Origin of the sequence: Jeongeupia sp. USM3 (genome assembly GCF_001808185.1) — a bacterium.
Classification (GTDB): Bacteria; Pseudomonadota; Gammaproteobacteria; order Burkholderiales; family Chitinibacteraceae; genus Jeongeupia.
Window position 1 is genome coordinate 2,373,471 of sequence record NZ_CP017668.1, and the last position, 16,733, is coordinate 2,390,203.

16 protein-coding genes and 1 other RNA gene are annotated in these 16,733 nt (G+C 64.3%); 15 read left to right on the top strand and 2 right to left on the bottom strand.

What is annotated here, in order from left to right:
* Window positions 1-140 precede the first annotated feature (140 nt).
* The 7 genes from hemL (at window position 141) to BJP62_RS19040 (ending at window position 7,594) form a co-directional block, all read left to right on the top strand.
* Window positions 141-1,415: a glutamate-1-semialdehyde 2,1-aminomutase gene (gene hemL, locus BJP62_RS11125; RefSeq protein ID WP_070529704.1), complete on the top strand. Its 1,275-nt coding sequence runs from the start codon at window positions 141-143 to the stop codon at window positions 1,413-1,415.
* 409 nt (window positions 1,416-1,824) lie between these two features.
* Window positions 1,825-4,926 (top strand): PilC/PilY family type IV pilus protein, encoded by a 3,102-nt coding sequence (locus BJP62_RS11130; RefSeq protein WP_083300873.1) that lies wholly within the window; start codon window positions 1,825-1,827, stop codon window positions 4,924-4,926.
* Window positions 4,923-5,441, top strand: coding sequence for a GspH/FimT family pseudopilin (locus BJP62_RS11135; RefSeq protein WP_070529706.1), 519 nt, complete (start codon window positions 4,923-4,925; stop codon window positions 5,439-5,441). Before BJP62_RS11130 ends, BJP62_RS11135 begins: the two co-directional genes overlap by 4 nt.
* A complete protein-coding gene (gene pilV / locus BJP62_RS11140; protein ID WP_145927181.1) occupies window positions 5,438-5,950 on the top strand; it encodes a type IV pilus modification protein PilV in 513 nt (170 codons plus the stop codon). Before BJP62_RS11135 ends, pilV begins: the two co-directional genes overlap by 4 nt.
* A complete protein-coding gene (locus BJP62_RS11145) occupies window positions 5,947-6,702 on the top strand; it encodes a PilW family protein (RefSeq protein ID WP_070529708.1) in 756 nt (251 codons plus the stop codon). The genes pilV and BJP62_RS11145 overlap by 4 nt, the downstream gene beginning before the upstream one ends.
* A gap of 7 nt (window positions 6,703-6,709) precedes the next feature.
* Window positions 6,710-7,204: a PilX N-terminal domain-containing pilus assembly protein gene (locus tag BJP62_RS11150; RefSeq protein WP_070529709.1), complete on the top strand. Its 495-nt coding sequence runs from the start codon at window positions 6,710-6,712 to the stop codon at window positions 7,202-7,204.
* Window positions 7,205-7,216: 12 nt separating this feature from the next.
* The gene (locus BJP62_RS19040; protein ID WP_070529710.1) at window positions 7,217-7,594 is read left to right on the top strand and encodes a type IV pilin protein; all 378 of its coding nucleotides are present in this window, start codon (window positions 7,217-7,219) and stop codon (window positions 7,592-7,594) included.
* 57 nt (window positions 7,595-7,651) lie between these two features.
* Here BJP62_RS19040 and BJP62_RS11160 read toward each other — a convergent pair whose 3' ends face one another.
* Entirely contained in the window at window positions 7,652-8,146 is a 495-nt protein-coding gene (locus BJP62_RS11160; protein ID WP_083300875.1) for a peroxiredoxin, read from the bottom strand.
* Between the two features lie 339 nt (window positions 8,147-8,485).
* Between BJP62_RS11160 and ylqF the strand changes: the two genes are divergently transcribed.
* The 7 genes from ylqF to ptsP all read left to right on the top strand — a co-directional run bounded on the left by ylqF (window position 8,486) and on the right by ptsP (window position 14,669).
* Complete coding sequence (gene ylqF, locus BJP62_RS11165; RefSeq protein ID WP_070529711.1) at window positions 8,486-9,415, top strand: ribosome biogenesis GTPase YlqF; 930 nt, start codon at window positions 8,486-8,488, stop codon at window positions 9,413-9,415.
* 239 nt (window positions 9,416-9,654) lie between these two features.
* Window positions 9,655-10,488: a cobalamin-binding protein gene (locus BJP62_RS11170; protein ID WP_070532624.1), complete on the top strand. Its 834-nt coding sequence runs from the start codon at window positions 9,655-9,657 to the stop codon at window positions 10,486-10,488.
* Window positions 10,489-10,527: 39 nt separating this feature from the next.
* On the top strand, window positions 10,528-10,728 hold the full coding sequence (gene zapB / locus BJP62_RS11175; protein ID WP_070529712.1) for a cell division protein ZapB: 201 nt from the start codon (window positions 10,528-10,530) through the stop codon (window positions 10,726-10,728).
* Window positions 10,725-11,030: a cell division protein ZapA gene (locus tag BJP62_RS11180; RefSeq protein ID WP_070529713.1), complete on the top strand. Its 306-nt coding sequence runs from the start codon at window positions 10,725-10,727 to the stop codon at window positions 11,028-11,030. The genes zapB and BJP62_RS11180 overlap by 4 nt, the downstream gene beginning before the upstream one ends.
* A 64-nt stretch (window positions 11,031-11,094) precedes the next feature.
* Window positions 11,095-11,292: non-coding RNA, 6S RNA (ssrS, locus tag BJP62_RS11185), on the top strand.
* 14 nt (window positions 11,293-11,306) lie between these two features.
* A complete protein-coding gene (locus BJP62_RS11190) occupies window positions 11,307-11,912 on the top strand; it encodes a 5-formyltetrahydrofolate cyclo-ligase (RefSeq protein WP_070529714.1) in 606 nt (201 codons plus the stop codon).
* A gap of 207 nt (window positions 11,913-12,119) precedes the next feature.
* On the top strand, window positions 12,120-14,669 hold the full coding sequence (ptsP, locus tag BJP62_RS11195; RefSeq protein ID WP_070529715.1) for a phosphoenolpyruvate--protein phosphotransferase: 2,550 nt from the start codon (window positions 12,120-12,122) through the stop codon (window positions 14,667-14,669).
* On the opposite strand, the gene BJP62_RS11200 is transcribed toward ptsP, so the two are convergent.
* The gene (locus BJP62_RS11200) at window positions 14,666-14,887 is read right to left on the bottom strand and encodes a hypothetical protein (RefSeq protein ID WP_145927182.1); all 222 of its coding nucleotides are present in this window, start codon (window positions 14,885-14,887) and stop codon (window positions 14,666-14,668) included. The two genes, ptsP and BJP62_RS11200, sit on opposite strands and share 4 nt — an antisense overlap.
* A gap of 25 nt (window positions 14,888-14,912) precedes the next feature.
* On the opposite strand from BJP62_RS11200, the gene ptsG reads away from it, so the two are divergent.
* Window positions 14,913-16,676, top strand: a complete 1,764-nt coding sequence (gene ptsG / locus BJP62_RS11205; protein WP_070529717.1) for a PTS glucose transporter subunit IIBC — start codon at window positions 14,913-14,915, stop codon at window positions 16,674-16,676.
* Window positions 16,677-16,733: the final 57 nt, after the last annotated feature.

Consider the following 16,733-nt stretch of genomic DNA (forward strand, 5'->3'; position numbering starts at 1 on the left):
TGAACGCTGCTGGCTGCGTTGTACTCGCCCGCCGTACCGACCAGTACTGTCTGTGCTTCGTACGCCTTGCCAGCATCCGCTGAACTTTGTTCACCGCACTGCATGTTTTCACTGTGGTTGTGACCACAAGGATTTGAATGATGACCCAGAACGAACAACTCTTCGACGCCGCGCAGAAGCACATCCCCGGCGGTGTCAATTCGCCGGTGCGCGCCTTCGGCTCGGTCGGCGGCACGCCGCGCTTCTTCAAGAAAGGCGAAGGCGCCTACGTCTGGGACGCCGACGGTCAGCGCTACATCGACTACGTCGGCTCCTGGGGGCCGCTGATCCTCGGCCACGCGCATCCGCAGGTGCTCGATGCGGTGATCGCCGCCGCACGCGACGGCCTGTCGTTCGGCGCACCGACGCAGCGCGAGATCGACCTCGCCGACCTGCTGTGCGAGATGCTGCCGTCGATCGAACAGGTCCGGCTGGTATCGAGCGGCACCGAGGCGACGATGAGCGCGATCCGGCTCGCACGCGGCTTCACCGGCCGCGACAAGCTGGTCAAGTTCGAAGGCTGCTACCACGGCCATGCCGACAGCCTGCTGGTGAAGGCCGGCTCGGGCCTGCTGACCTTCGGCAACCCGTCGAGCGCCGGCGTGCCGGCCGCCGTCGCCGCCGACACCATCGTGCTGCCCTACAACGATGTCGCCGCGCTGGAAGCGCTGTTCGCAGCAGAAGGCGACAAGATCGCCGCAATCATCGTCGAACCGGTCGCCGGCAACATGAACCTGGTCAAGGCATCGCCCGGCTTCGTCGCGGCGATGCGCTCGCTGACCGAGCGCCATGGCGCGGTGCTGATCTACGACGAGGTGATGACCGGTTTCCGTGTCGGCCTCGACTGCGCGCAGGGGCTGCACGGCGTGACGCCGGACCTGACCTGCCTGGGCAAGGTCGTCGGCGGCGGCATGCCGCTGGCGGCATTCGGCGGCCGCGCCGACATCATGGCCAGACTGGCGCCGCTCGGCCCGGTCTATCAGGCCGGCACGCTGTCGGGCAACCCGGTCGCCGTCGCCGCCGGCCTTGCCACCTTGCAGGCGATCCGCGCACCAGGCTTCTTCGAGCAACTTTCCGCGAAAACCGCCGCGCTGGCCGACGGCCTCGGCGCCGCGGCCCGCGATGCCGACGTCGCGTTCTCGGCGCAAAGCGTCGGCGGCATGTTCGGCGTCTACTTCAGCACCACGGCGCCACAGTCGTTTGCCGACGTGATGGCATCGGACCGGACGCGCTTCAACGCCTTCTTCCATGCAATGCTCGCCGAGGGAATCTACCTCGCGCCGTCGGCGTTCGAAGCCGGCTTCGTCTCCGCCGCCCACAGCGATGCCGATATCGACGCGACGATCGCCGCCGCCGCGCGCATCTTCAAAGCCTGATCGCGCGCCCGTCGCCCGGGCAGGGCCGCCACCCGGCGGCCCTGCCACCGGTCAGCCGGTGAACGGCTGAAACCGCCACCGTTTCCCCCTTCTCGCTCCGCCGGCGTTCAGTTTGATGCTGACTCATCGGGTCAGTACCTGATGGGTATTCACCCGATCACGCCCTGCGCGGCTTCCGCGCTATAACCGCAGAAACCCGGCTTATCACGACCGTCAGTCGCCACCTTCCGGCGGCCTTCCGGGGCCGGTCGTCATGCTCCCGACCGGCCCCGGAAACCGTGTTGTAGCTTGGAAACACGGCTGCATATGATGAAATGCTAATGTTCAGCCGACCGGTAACATCAGCACATCAGAAAATACTGATTCATCGGGGACGCCCCGGCGGACAGAGAGCGGTTCGGGAGCCGAGATGCGATTTCGATTCAACACACTGCGCTACGGCATGGCCCTGGCCTTTCCGGCACTGGCGCACAGCGCATTCGCGGCCGAACCGTACCCGGCGCTGCCGGCGACGCTGTCGTCGACGGTGACGCCGAACGTGCTGCTGCACATCGACAACTCGGGCAGCATGGGCGATCGCCCGCGCAGCGGCGGTGACAAGATCAAGATGGACATCGCCAAGGATGTCGCCACCAAGCTGATCGAGGACAACCCGAACCTGCGCTGGGGCATCTTCTCGTTCGATACCCGCAGCACCAGCACCTCCGGCGTGCTGCAGGCGCCGATCGGCTCGGACAAGGACACGCTGCTGACCTCGATCAGCAACCTGAGCGATTCGACCTGGACGCCGCTCGGCGAGGCCATGGTCGAGATCACCCGCTATTTCGGCGGCCAGAGCAGCTTCTACGGCAAGACCAGGAACACCAGCAACGGCACCTATACCAGCCCGATCCAGTACCGCTGCCAGAAGAACTTCGCGATCGTCGTCACCGACGGCCAGTCGACCAAGGACAATGCCCTGCCCGGCGTCGGCGGCAAGTCGGTCATCGACTACACCAGCTACGACAGCGCCGACCGGGCACAGAGCCGGTCGTTCCAGATCTGCCAGAACACCAACACCGTTTCGTCGGTCACCTGTCCGGCCACGCTCGAAGGCGCAGCCAGCGGTTCCAGCGCCAACCGCTTCTACGGCAACGCCAGCGATGACGAAACATACGGCCGGTCGATCCGCGATGTGGCGATGTACGCCTACGACGCCGATTTCCGCGTCGGCGGCACCGATCTCGACGGCAAGAGCTTCGACGATCCCAAGTTCCTCAAGCAGAACCTCACCACCTATACCGTCGGTTTCGACGTCAACGACCCGGTACTCAATGCCACGGCGATCGTCGGTCACGGCAAGTACTACCCGGCCGGCGACGAGAATGCGCTGACCGTCGCACTCGGCAACGCCGTTGCCGACATCGTCGATTCGATCTCCAACGCCGGCGGCGTCGCGACGCAAAGCGAAACCGTATCGGTCGGCAACAAGGTCTTCCAGCCGGTATTCAATCCCAAGGGCTGGTACGGCGAATTGCGCTGCTTCAACCTCGACGGCAGCGGCAATTTCGACCCGGCAACGTCGCAATGCACGCCGAACGGCAAGGCGATCATTCCAGCGGCGGCAAGCCGGAAAATCCATTCGGCGAAAGTCACCGGCGGCACCACGACGGCGTTCAGTTTCATGGACGGCCCGTCGACCGTCGTCGGCAATATGACGACGGCTCAAAAGAACGCGCTCGGTGCCAACAACACCGAACGGCAGAACGTGGTCCGCTTCCTGCGCGGCGAAACCGTCAGCGGTTACCGCACGCGCAGCAACGGCCTGCTCGGCGACATCATCGACAGCCAGCCCGTCGTCGTCACCAAGCCGAGCGGCCAGACGCCCGAGACCAGCTACGACGTGTTCAAGAACGCCAACGCCGGCCGCAACATGGTGTTCATCGGCGCCAACGACGGCATGCTGCACGCGTTCAGCATCGCCGACATGACCGAGATCATGGGCTACATCCCGTCGGCGGTTTACCCGCACCTGAAGGCGCTGACCGCCACCGACTACGGTGAAGCCGGCACGCCGCACACCTACCACGTCAACGGCGCGATGCGGCAGATGGACGTGAGGCTCGGCAGCGCCTGGAAAACGATCCTGACCGGCGGACTGGGCCAGGGTGGCCAGGGCTACTTCGCCATCGACGCGACCAGCGCCGCCAACTTCTCGAGCGCCACCAGCACCGTCAGGTGGGAGTGGACCGACCAGAGCCACGCCAACGTCGGCTACGCCTTCGGCGCACCGGTGATCTACAACGTCCGCGCCTCGCGCACGACCGCCGAGCCGGCCGTCATCCTCAACAACGGCTACGACGCCGACTACGACGACAGCAGTTATGGCACACGCGGCAGCCGGACCTCGGCGCTCTACATCGTCCGCGCCAGCGACGGCACCCTGATCAAGCGCATCGACGTGCCGGGCGGCGCGGGCCTGTCGGCGCCGGCCGGCGTCGACTACGGCCAGGACGGCGTGCTCGACTATGTCTACGCCGGCGACCTGAACGGCAAGCTGTGGCGCTTCGACCTGACCGCCGACAGCCCGGACGGCTTCTCGGTCGTGAGCAATCCGGTCTACGACGCCGGCCTGACCCATCCTATCGTCATGCGTCCGGCCATCCAGGCACTCAACGCCAGCGACGGCACTTCGCTCGGCAATATGGTCGTCTTCGGTACCGGCAAGCTGCTGACCAATGCCGACCGGCTCGACACAACCACGCAGACGCTCTATGGCGTGCTCGACAAGCTCGACGGCACGACCGTCGCGCAGAGCAAGCTGGTCGCGCAGACCATCGTCGATACCGCCAGCCTCGACGACAGCGGCCGGCGGATCGGCACCTACCGGAAGATGTCGACCAACGCGATCGACCTCAAGGCGGCCGACAACGTCAAGCTCGGCTGGTACGTCAACCTGCCGGGCGGCGAACGGCTGGTCACCTCGCCGATGCTGTTCAACGACAAGGTGCTGTTCGGTACCGGCAGCACGCAATCGACCGAGCAGTGCCTGCCCGGCGGCAAGGGCTGGATCATGGGGCTGAACCCGCTGACCGGATCGGTCACGGCCGACCGGCGCGGCCGGCCGTACAGTTTTGTCGACATCACGCCGGACCTGCGCTCGACCACCGCCGACCAGATCGGCTTCGGCAGCGGCCCGGCCTATGCCAGCGGCTACGAAACCGGCGGGATTCCGACCGAAATCGCCTACGTCGCCGGCGATTCCAAGCTGGTGACCTCGGACAAGCCCGGCGGCGTCCTCGGCAGTGCCGGCCACGTGGTCGCGCAGCGCGAAAGCAACTCGATGGGTGTCTACATCGGCAATGCCGCCCCCGGCGTGACCACCGGCGACCCGAGCAAGGTGCCGGCATCCATCGGCAACGGCAGCACCTACAACTGCACCATCGGCAACGACAAATGCACCAAGGAGCCGCTGCTCGGCCCGGCCAGCGGTGCCAAGGTCGAGACGCTGACCTGGCGGGAGATCAAATGATGCGCAACGTCCGCAAACACCAGCACCGCAAGCAGGACGGCACCTCGCTGATCGAAATGATGGTGTCCGTCTCGCTGCTGGGCATCCTTGCCGCGGTCGCGGTACCGAGCATGGTCGAATGGGTCAGGGATGTCCGGCTGGCGTCGCAAAGCGACATGCTGGTCAGCGCGCTCAATACCGCCAGGCTCGAGGCGATCAAGCGCCGCAGCACGATGACGGTATGCCCGAAACCGACCGGCACCAGCGCCACGAACTGTTCGACGACGGCCGGTGACTGGTCGAGCGGCTGGCTGGTCAACGATACCAGCAGCAAGGTGCTGGAGTTCCTGGTCCAGCGCGGCGTCACCGTCACGACCGGCGGTTCGGCGACGTCGGTGGTGTTCAACCCGACGCTGGGCAGCGCGCAGGCGGCGGCAACATTCACGCTGTGCGTCAGCGGCCACAAGCAGCACCAGATCGCCGTTGCGCTGTCGGGCCGGGTCAGCAAGACCATCACCTCGACGGTGTGCGCGTGAAACGCCGGCAGCGCGGCATCTCGCTGATCGAGGTGATGGTGTCGCTGGTGATCCTCGCGCTGGGCCTGCTGGGGCTCGCCGGCCTGCATTCGCGCTCGCTGATCATGGGCCAGAGCAGCTACTACCGCGGCATCGCCGCCGACCTCAGCGCCGATCTGGCCGACCGGATCCGCGCCAGCCGCACGCCCTATCTCGGCAGCGGCACCGACGGTTCGACCGCGCTGCCGCCGGATTTTGCCCTGTGCAAGCAGAACATCACCGACCAGGACAGCGTCAACTGCGGCATGCAGGATCCGACGCGCCAGGCCTATCTGGTCGGCAGCGAAATGACCGAGTGGAACGCCGCATTGCGCTCGCAGCTGCCCGGTGCGCGCTACGCGCTGGCCTCGGCCAACAGCCAGTCTGCCGGCTTCCTGCGCTATACGCTGACGATCACCTGGATCGACGATCGCGGCAAGGCCAGCGATTCGGCCGATTACAACAGCAGTTACACGACGGTGATCGAATGAAGTCCTCGCGCGGATTCACGCTGATCGAGCTGATGGTCACCATGGCCATCTCGCTGCTGGTGCTGCTCGCGGTGTCCGAACTCTACATGTCGACGCGGCAGACCTACCGGGTCCAGCGGATGCAGAACCATCTGTCCGAGGACGGCCGCTTCGCGCTGTCGATGCTGCAACGCGTGATCGGCCAGGCCGGTTACCGCGCCGACCCGACCGTCGCGCTGCCCGCCGACCGGATTTCCGGCAGCTCGAGCACCGCGGTCACGCTGAAGTTCACCGCCGACGGGACCAACCAGATCGATTGCTCGGGCGGCGCGGCAGCGGCCGGCGCCACGACGCTGGCAATCGGCTTCGCCAACGGCAAACTCCAGTGCGATACGACCGACTGGCTTGCAAGCACCGGCAGCGGCAACGGTACCGAAGTCGCCGATTTCAGGCTCCAGTACGGCGTCGACGACGTCGATGCGGTGCCGGCCACGCCGGCCGAATTCGGTTGCGGCAGCAATGTCGGCGGTTCCAGCTTCAAACAGCGCGATTGCGTCGCCAACCGTTACGTCGGCAGCTTGAGCGGCGGCCAGACGGCGGCGCAGATCGTCGCGGTCAAGGTCTGCATGGTCCTGCGCAGCGAAAGCACCGACACGAGCATCGTCAGGCCGGCTGCAGTCGGTGATTGTAGCGGCCAGGCGATCGCCGGATCCGGAACCGACAGAAAGCTCTACCGTACCTTCCGCACGACCGTCGTGCTCAGAAACCGCTAGGACCGCCATGACTGTCCACTCCCGCCGCCAGAACGGCTTCGTGCTCGTGGTGTCGCTGATCCTGCTGGTGATCGTCACCATCCTGGTCGTCAACGCGATGCGGACGACGACGATGAACGAAAAGATGACCGGCAACTACATGGACCGCAACCGCGCCTACCAGGCTGCCGAACAGGCGCTGCGCCAGGGCGAGGCGCTGCTGCAGAACAATGCCGACACCTGCCTGACCGGCTGCACCAATGCCAGTGTCGTCGGCATGGGCGCTGCGGCGGCGGCAAACACGATGCCGAACACCTGGTCGGACACGAATGCCGAGAACGCCATCGTGGTGACCGGGCAGGCGACGTCGGCAAAATACCTGGTCAACCAGTTGAGCGACAGCTTTCTGCCCAGCGACAAGGCGGGCTGCAAGGCTTACAGCATCATGGGGCGCGGTCAGGGTATTGATGCGAGGTCGGTGGTCATATTGCAGTCCGTTGCCTACGTCTGCCCGATTTCGTAAGGAATAGAATCAATGAGAAAGCAAGATCGGGGGTTCACGCTGATCGAATTGATGATCACGGTCGCGATCATCGGCATTCTGGCCGCCATTGCGATACCCAGCTATACGCAATATGTCGTCAGAACCCGCCGCGTCGATGTACAGCGACAACTGATTGCCCATGCCCAAGCGCTGGAGCGCTATTTCAGCACCAATGGCCGTTATACCAGCAGCGGTACAACATGCGGCGTTGCCGATCCGACCAGCAGTTTCTACGGCATCCAGACCAATTGCGGCACGGCCAATGCATTCACCATTACCGCGACGCCGACCAGCGGGACATCCCAGGCAAATGATGGTACCCAGACGCTGGACAATACCGGTACCCGGACCGGAACCTGGGTCAACTGACCGTCAAGTCATTGACCGGAAAACAAAAAAACCACCTTGCCGGTGGTTTTTTTGCTGCTAGCCATTCAGCGCATCGGTGATCAGCCGGTTCAATTCGGCCATGTCCGGAATGCCGACGTATTGCTTGATGATCTTGCCGTTCTTGTCGAGCAGAAAACTCGTCGGCGTCAGCGCAACATCACCGAATGCTTTGGCCAGGCTGCCATCCTTGTCGTGGCTGACAATAAAGGGCAGATCGGTCTGGCTACGATAATTCTGGATATATTCCGGAATGTCGTAACTCATTGCAATTGCAAGGGTACGGTAACCTTTTGGCCCGTATTCTTTCTGCAATTTGATCAGATCGGGCATTTCCTGCATGCAACCGCTGCAGCTCGTCGCCCAGAAATTAACCAAAACGACTTGGCCGCGCAGTGATTGCAGCGCGCTGTTCTGTCCTTCCATTGTCGTAAAACTGACATCTGGTGCTGACTTTTTTCCAGTCAGCATGAAAGCCGTTGCCAGAACGATGGCCACGACGGCGGCCATGCCCAGATAACGCATCTTCATCATGGTTCCCGTGCGCTGTGATGTGCGCAGCAGTGTACTGCACCACCGCGCCGACATCCTTAAGTTGATATAGATAGAAGCATAAATAAGAGTAGAAACAAGGGTGGCACAATGCTGTGGACAAGCCGGATTCGACCGTCGCATCAAGCACTTGCCTCATTCGCGCGGACGGTACAAACCGCCAGCAGGGATGTGGACAAGTGGTGGAGCGTTTGGCTTCCGAATCCATGGCTTTGCTTGTTCACAGCCGGCCCTGCATCTACCCACAAGCCAAGTGGTTGATTTCATTATGCCTTTGTGAACAAGCGTATAATCCGCGGCTTTTGAGCTTCAGGAGGGGTCATGGCGATCCAGTGGTTTCCCGGTCACATGAACGCGGCGCGCAAGCAGGTCGCCGAGACCATGGCCAAGGTCGACGTCGTGATCGAGGTCGTCGACGCGCGTCTGCCGTTCTCGAGCAGCAATCCGATGATCGAGCAGCTGCGCCGGCACCGGAACCGGCCGGCGCTGACGATCCTGAACAAGGCCGATCTGGCCGATCCCAAGCTCAACCGCGTCTGGCTCGACTGGTTCAACGCCCAGCCCAACCGGGCGGCGATGCTGCTCGGCCTCGACAACAAGGCGTCCGACGCCAGACAGATCCCGCAACGCTGCCTGAAGCTTGCGCCGCACCGCACCGGCGAGACCAAGCCGCTGCGGGCGATGATTCTCGGCATCCCCAATGTCGGCAAGTCGACACTCGTCAACCTGCTGATGAGCCGCAAGATCGCCAATGTCGCCGATACGCCGGGGGTGACCAAGAGCCAGCAACGGGTCGAAACCACCAGCGGCATGATCCTGTACGACACGCCGGGCCTGCTGTGGCCGAAGATCGAGAACGACGTCTGGGGTTACCGGCTGGCCATGGCCGGTTCGGTCGGCCGCAACGCCTACAACGACGAAGACGTGGCGTGGTTCGCACTGGAAACGCTGAGACAGCGCTATCCCGCTTTCCTGCAGACCCGTTACAAGCTGAAGTCGCTCGATGGTGGCGTCGAAGAACTGCTCGAACGCATCGGCCGCCAGCGCGGTGCGGTGCTGGCTGGCAACCGTGTCGATACGCAGAAGACGGCCGAACTGTTGCTGACCGAATTTCGCGGTGCAACCATCGGCCGGATGTCGCTGGAAACGCCCGATGACATGCTCAGGGAGCAGGCAGAAGTCGCCGAACTGCAGCGTCTGGAAGCAGAAGCGTCTTTAACTGATTCAGTTGAAAAAAGAATACAAGAGTAGAAACAAGGGGTGAGCCTTTCTGTGGATAAGACCGTTTTTTTCTTTCATTTCATGGGTTTGCCCGATTTATTCTTTTGTGTCGAACCGGGCCCCGGGCTTGTGGATGGTTTGGTGGCCGAATTGCCGATTTCGGCCTGAGGCGGTTTGTCCACATCCGTCCGGCTTGCTTGTTCTTCATCCAGGTCGCTGATTTGAAACGACTTTCATTTTTCGCTGTGGGTAAGTTGGTGCTGGCGGGCATGCTGCTGGCGGCAAATGCCCACGCTGCAATCGAAGTCCGGGACGACGACGGCAGGCGGGTCCGTTTGCCGCAGCCGGCCCGCAAGGTGGTGACACTGGCACCGAGTACGACCGAGCTGGTTGCCGCGATTGCGCCGCGGTCGCTGGTCGGTGTCGACAGCGCCAGCGATTTCCCCGGCGAAGTGGCCGGCTTGCCGAAGGTCGGCCGCTACGATGGCGCCAATGTCGAAGCGGTGATGGCGCTGAAACCCGATCTGGTCGTCGCCTGGTCCGGCGAGGCGATGGCGCGGAGTCTGGACCGGCTTCGTGCACAGGGCATCGCGGTCTTCGTCAGCCGGCCGGGCAATCCCGACGAGGTGGCCGACAATCTGCGCCGGCTCGGTGTACTGCTCGGCAGACCCGAACAGGCGCAACGTCAGGCCGACGTGCTGCAGCGGCGCTATGCCGCGCTGAAGGCCGAGCATGCGGGCCGTTCGACGCTGAAGGTGTTCGTGCAGATCAGCGAAAACCCGCTGATGACGGTGTCCGATCGCGATTTCCTCGGCAAGGCCATCGGCGATTGCGGCGGCATCAACGTTTTTGCCGATGCCGTCGCGCCCTACCCGCTGGTCGGTGTCGAGGCGGTGCTGGCGAAGGCGCCGGAACTGATCGTCAGCACCTCGGCCAAGGCCGACTGGCAAGCGTGGCGGCGCTATCCGGCGCTGCCGGCGGTGCGCCGCGGCCAGCTCAAGCCGCTCGATGACGACCGCCTGCTGCGGCCCGGTCCGCGCCTGGTCGACGGGGTGGCCACGCTGTGCGGGCTGATCGACGCTGCGCGGCGCCCGAGGAAATGACATAGAATCGCAGCTGTTAACTTTGCCGCCGACACGACCATGGATGCCGAATTCGCCAGTCTCGAGGACAAGCTCGGCCAGCTTGTCAGCCTGTGCCAGGCGCTGCGCGAGGAAAACCGCGTGCTGCGTCAGCAGGTGCTTGCGCTGCAGCAGGACAAGCAGCAGCTGCAGGCCAAGGTCGACGGTGCCCGCAACCGGGTCGCCGCGATCCTGAGCAAGTTGCCGGAGGATGAACAATGAACGCCACCCGTCAGCTCGACATCGTCGTGATGGGCCGCGAATTCCGCGTCGCCTGCCCGGCCGACGAGGAGGAAACGCTCAAGCAGGCGGTTGCGCTGCTCGAGGCCAAGATGGTCGAGATCCGCGCCGGCGGCAAGGTCGTCGGCATCGAGAAGATCGCCATCATGGCGGCGCTCAACCTCGCCCATGAATACCTGCATGTGCAGGCAGGCGGTTTTGACATCGGCGCGTACCAGCGTAGAATCACAGCCATGAATTCGGCGATCGACGCGGTGCTCCAGGATCAGACAGCCTTGTTCTAGATCAAGATGCACCGGGCGCCGGCGGCTACAGTGGTAGTCAAAGACGCAGTCGGTCTCACCCCTCGCTTTCCTGCGGTGTTCGTTTCGGTCCAGATTCTTTGAACCGATAAGCTGTTACCCGGTCGCCAGCTTTTAAGGTGTGCCTGTTGCGCGTGTTCCCTGTACTCCGGTACTTGCCGAACGCACCTGATGGTACCCGGCCGGTGGCCCCTTGAACCTGTGGGTTCAAGATGCGGACCGAAACGGCACTCGCGGGAAGCCCCTCTCCAGGCTGACGTGACTCACGTTCACCTTCCCCCCGACGACAAAGCCCACTGGCGCAAGGAATTGCGCCAGCGCCGTGCCGCGTTGAATCCCCCGCAACGTCACAGCGCAGCAAGGCAGATCGCCTTCTGGGCACGCAAGGCCGGCCTGCTGCGCCGCGGCCGCCGGCTTGCCGCCTACGTGCCGACCGGCAGCGAATGCTCGACCTGGCCGCTGATGCTTGCCGCCCGGCACCACGGTTGCCGCGTCTACCTGCCCCTCGTGCCGCGCCGCGGCCGCAAGCTCTCGTTCGTGCGTTTCGACGAGCATGCGGTCTGGCAGCTCGGCGCCTACGGCATCCCCGAACCTCGCCACGCCGAGCATTGCCCGCCGCGCGAACTCGACATCGTGTTCGTGCCGCTGGTCGGCGTCGACGGGCAGCTGCGCCGGCTCGGCCAGGGCGGCGGCTACTACGACACGACCTTCCACTTCCGCCGCGCCCGCCGGCAGTGGCGCCGGCCGCTGCTGGTCGGCATCGCCTTCGACTGCCAGCGCGTCGATGCGCTGCCCGCCGACCGCTGGGATCTGGGCCTTGACCTCTTGATCACCGAGTCCGGCGTGTTCCGCAAAATATGCTGAGCTAAATCGGTTTGGCATTGCCAATAAGGTGAAAACCGACTTAGATCAAACATCGTCGCGGTTTTACACTCGGCAAGCGCAAAATTTCACACGTTGGAAACGGGCTCGCACTCTAAAATCGGGGGCGAATGACATAATCCGTTGGCATAAACTGCTATCGCGATTCGAAAAACAGAATCCGTTGAAAATCAACTAGAGGTTGTCGATATGACTGCATCCCATCGCCTTGAGCTTCTCGCGCCGCTGAGCGGCCTGCTGGTGCCGATCGAACAAGTGCCGGATCCGGTATTTGCCCAGAAAATGGTTGGCGATGGGGTGTCGATCGACCCGACGTCGAACGTGCTGCTGTCGCCGGTCGCCGGCAAGATCACCCAGCTGCACTCGGCGATGCACGCAGTCACGATCACGACCGAGAGCGGGATCGAGGTGCTGATCCATATCGGCCTCGACACCGTGATGCTCAAGGGCGAAGGCTTCAAGGCCCAGGTCAGGGAAGGCGATACGGTGAGCGCCGGCCAGGCACTGATCGAGTTCGACGGCGATACCGTCAGCCGCAAGGCCCGCAGCCTGCTGACCCAGATGGTCATCACCAACAGCGATCGCGTTGCGCGTTTCGTCCCGGCCAGCGGCTTCGTCCGTGCCGGCCAGACCGTCGCGCTGACGCTGGAACTGGCCGGTGCCCCGGCTGCCGCGACCGCCGCTGCGGCGGCGAGCGACGAAGCGCAATCGGCGCCGGTTCGCGTGCCGAACCCGACCGGCCTGCATGCGCGTCCGGCCGCCGTCGTCGCCAACCTTGCCAAGACCTTCACGTCGACGGTCAAGCTCGTCCGCGGCGACGAGAATGCCAACGCCAAATCGGTCGTCGCGATCATGGGCCTCGAAGTCCAGTACGGCGACGAGATCCGCGTCAGGGCTGCCGGTCCGGATGCCGCGGCCGCGGCCAAGGCCGTCGCCGAAATGATCACCCAGGGTTCGGGCGAGGAAGTCGGCGGCATCATCTCGCCGGCCGCGCAGAAACACCTGGCCAAGACCAAGCGTGCGGCCGTACCGGCGGTCAAGCCGAAGTCGGGCGACGCGAACGTGCTGCTCGGCGTTTCCGCTTCGCCGGGCCTCGCCGTCGGCCAGATCTTCCAGATCCGCCAGGAGGCGATCGACGTGGCCGAACAGGGCGGTGACGCCCAGGTCGAACGGGCCAAGCTCGACGCGGCGCTCAAGGAAGCCCGCCATCAGCTCGAGGCGCTGAAGAACGAAATCACCGACGCGTCGAAGGCCGAGATCTTCGCCGCGCACCAGGAGCTGCTCGAAGACCCGGACCTGCTCGATATCGCGATCAGCGGCATCAGCAGCGGCAAGAGCGCCGGTTTTGCCTGGCGGACCGCGTTCTCGACCTACGCCGACAAGCTCGCGGCGCTGACGAACGAAGTGCTTGCCGGCCGCGCCAACGACATCCGCGACGTCGGCCGCCGCGTGCTGCGCATCATCGCCGGTGTCAAGGAAGCCGAACTCGTGCTGCCGGACAACGCGATCCTGATCGCCGAAGACCTGACGCCGTCCGACACCGCGAGCTTCGACCGCGAGAAGGTGCTGGGTTTCGCCACCGTCGGCGGCGGCGCGACCAGCCACGTTGCCATCCTTGCCCGTTCGCTGAACATTCCGGCGATCTGCGGCATCGACGAGGACGCGCTGCAGCTCGCCAACGGCACCGCGGTGATCCTCGACGGCAGCAAGGGCTCGCTGCGCAAGAACCCGTCCGACGCCGAAGTCGCGCAGATCCGCGAAGCGCAGGTCAAGCTCGCCAAGCAGCGTGCCGAAGAACTCGCCGCCGCGCATCAGGCGCCGGTGACCACCGACGGCCACCATGTCGAAGTCGTCGCCAATATCGGCGGTCTTGACGAAGCCAAGCAGGGCGTCGAGCTCGGCGGCGAAGGCGTCGGCCTGCTGCGCAGCGAATTCCTCTACCTCGACCGTGCCGATGCGCCGACCGAGGAAGAACAGACGCAGATCTATTCGGACATCGCCAAGGCGCTCGGCACCGAACGGACCTTCGTCGTCCGCACGCTCGACGTCGGCGGCGACAAGCCGCTGCCCTACCTGCCGATGCCGGCCGAGGAAAACCCCTTCCTCGGCATCCGCGGCGTGCGGCTGTGCCTGGCCGAGCCGGAGATGTTCCGCGTGCAGATCCGTTCGGTGCTGCGTTCGGCGCCGTTCTCCAAGCTGCACATCATGTTCCCGATGATTGCCACGCTCGACGAGCTGCGCGCCGCCAAGGCCATCGTCGCCGAGGAAAAGGCGCAGCTTGCCGTCACCGCCGACGTCAAGGTCGGCATCATGGTCGAAGTGCCGTCGACCGCGGTGATGTCCGAACTCTTTGCCAAGGAAGCCGATTTCTTCTCGATCGGTACCAATGACCTGACCCAGTACACGCTGGCGATGGACCGCGGCCACCCGAAGCTGGCCAAGCAGGCCGACGCGCTGAATCCGGGCGTGCTGCGACTGATCGCGATGACGGTCAAGGGCGCGCATGCGCAAGGCAAGTGGGTCGGCGTCTGCGGCGGCATCGCTTCCGATCCGCAGGCCGTGCCGCTGCTGATCGGCATCGGTGTCGACGAGCTGTCGGTCAGCGTGCCGGCGATCCCGGCGATCAAGGCGATGGTGCGCCGGCTGTCCAAGGCCGACTGCGAGAAGCTGGCTGCCGAAGTGCTTCAGCTGGGTACCGCAACCGAGGTGCGCGAGCGCCTGGGCAAGGCGGCCGGCTAAGAGCGACTAGCAAAACCCTGCTGGCTGCGTTTCGCGCGCCTTGCCGGCTCCGTTTCACCGGGTTTTGTTGACCGCTCTAAACCTACAGTTACCCGCGCGGCCGCTACACCCGCGCGGGCCTGTCGTTCGTTGTTGTCGGCGAACGCGAGAAAGGCGCCGTATCCCGGCGCCTTGTGTATAAAAAAGAAGTCGAAGACGACCTCGTCGATCTTCAGCACACACTCGCATAGGAGTGAGCAAAACATGATCAATGCCGCATTTGCCTTTCTGCAGAAGATCGGCAAGGCGCTGATGCTGCCGGTAGCCGTGCTACCTGTAGCCGGCCTCTTGCTCGGTATCGGCAGTTCCAATTTTTCCTTCATCCCCGACATCGTCAACCAGATCATGGCGCAGGGCGGCGGGGCGATCTTCGGCAACCTGCCGATCATTTTCGCCGTCGGCGTCGCGCTCGGTCTGACCGAGAACGACGGCGTTTCGGCCGTCGCCGCCGTGGTCGGTTTTGTCGTGATGATCGCGACCATGGGCGTGATGGCGGCGTTCTGGGGCATCGAGCCGGCAACCGTGATGGGCATGAAGTCGATGGAGACCGGCGTGTTCGGCGGCATCATCATCGGCGCCGTCGCCGGTGGCCTGTTCAACCGCTACTACCGGATCGAACTGCCGTCCTACCTGGGCTTCTTTGCCGGCAAGCGCTTCGTGCCGATTGTTACCGGTATCGCCGCGATCATCGTCGGCGTGATCCTGTCGTTCATCTGGCCGCCGATCCAGCACGGCATCGACATCTTCTCGCACTGGGCCGCGGCCGGTGATCCGCGCTCGGCGGCGACCGTCTACGGCGTGGTCGAGCGGATGCTCGTACCGTTCGGCCTGCACCACATCTGGAACGTGCCGTTCTTCTTCGAAATCGGTTCGTACACCAATGCGGCGGGCCAGGTCGTCCACGGCGATATCAACCGCTTCTTCGCCGGCGACCCGACCGCGGGCATCCTCTCGGGCGCGTTCTTCTTCAAGATGTTCGGCCTGCCGGGCGCCGCGATCGCGATCTGGCATTGCGCCAAGCCCGAGAACAAGGTCAAGGTCGGCGGCATGATGGTCGCCGCTGCGCTGACCTCGTTCCTGACCGGCATCACCGAACCGATCGAGTTCTCCTTCCTGTTCGTCGCGCCGCAGCTCTACGTGATCCACGCGCTGCTGGTCGGCACCGCGCAGTTCATCGCCAACACGCTGAACATGCACATGGGCTTCACGTTCTCGCAGGGCGGCATCGACTTCCTGCTGTTCAACGCCTTCGGCAAGTACGCGCAGAACTGGTGGTGGACGCTGATCCTCGGCCCGATCTACTTCGTCATCTACTACGCGGTGTTCCGCTTCTTCATCACCCGCTTCAACCTCAAGACCCCGGGTCGCGAGGACGAAGACGTGGCGTCGGCGGGCGTGGTTGAGGGTGACCGTTCGGGCATGTCGCTGCAACTGGTGCTGGCCTTCGGTGGCCGCAAGAACATCCAGTCGCTCGACGCGTGCATCACCCGCCTGCGCATCTCGGTTGCCGATCCGGCCCGGGTCGACCAGGCCAAGCTCAAGTCGCTCGGTGCCGCCGGCGTCATGCAGGTCGGCAACAATATGCAGGCGATCTTCGGTACCCGTTCGGAGAACCTCAAGACCGACATGCAGGCCTACCTGAAGACCGCCGGTGCCGAAGCCGATGGTCCGGCCGTCGCACCGGCGGCCGCCGCACCTGCCGCCGTTGCGGCCGCGACCGTGGCGCCGGTCGGCGATGCCACGCGCCAGAAGGCCGAAACCGTGCTCAGGCTGCTCGGCGGCAAGGCCAACCTGCACGAGGCCGAGGCGGTGGCGGTGACCCGTGTCCGCGTGACGCTGAAGGATCTGGCGCTGCTGCAGCAGGCCGAGCTCGAGAAAGCCGGTATTGCGGTCATGCCGGTTAGCGACAAGGTCGTGCAGCTGATCCTCGGCGCCGACGCCGAACACGTCGCCAAGCTGCTGAAGTAAGCACTTGTACGACCCTGAAAACGGCGCGCCATCGGCGCGCCGTTTTTACGTTGCGCC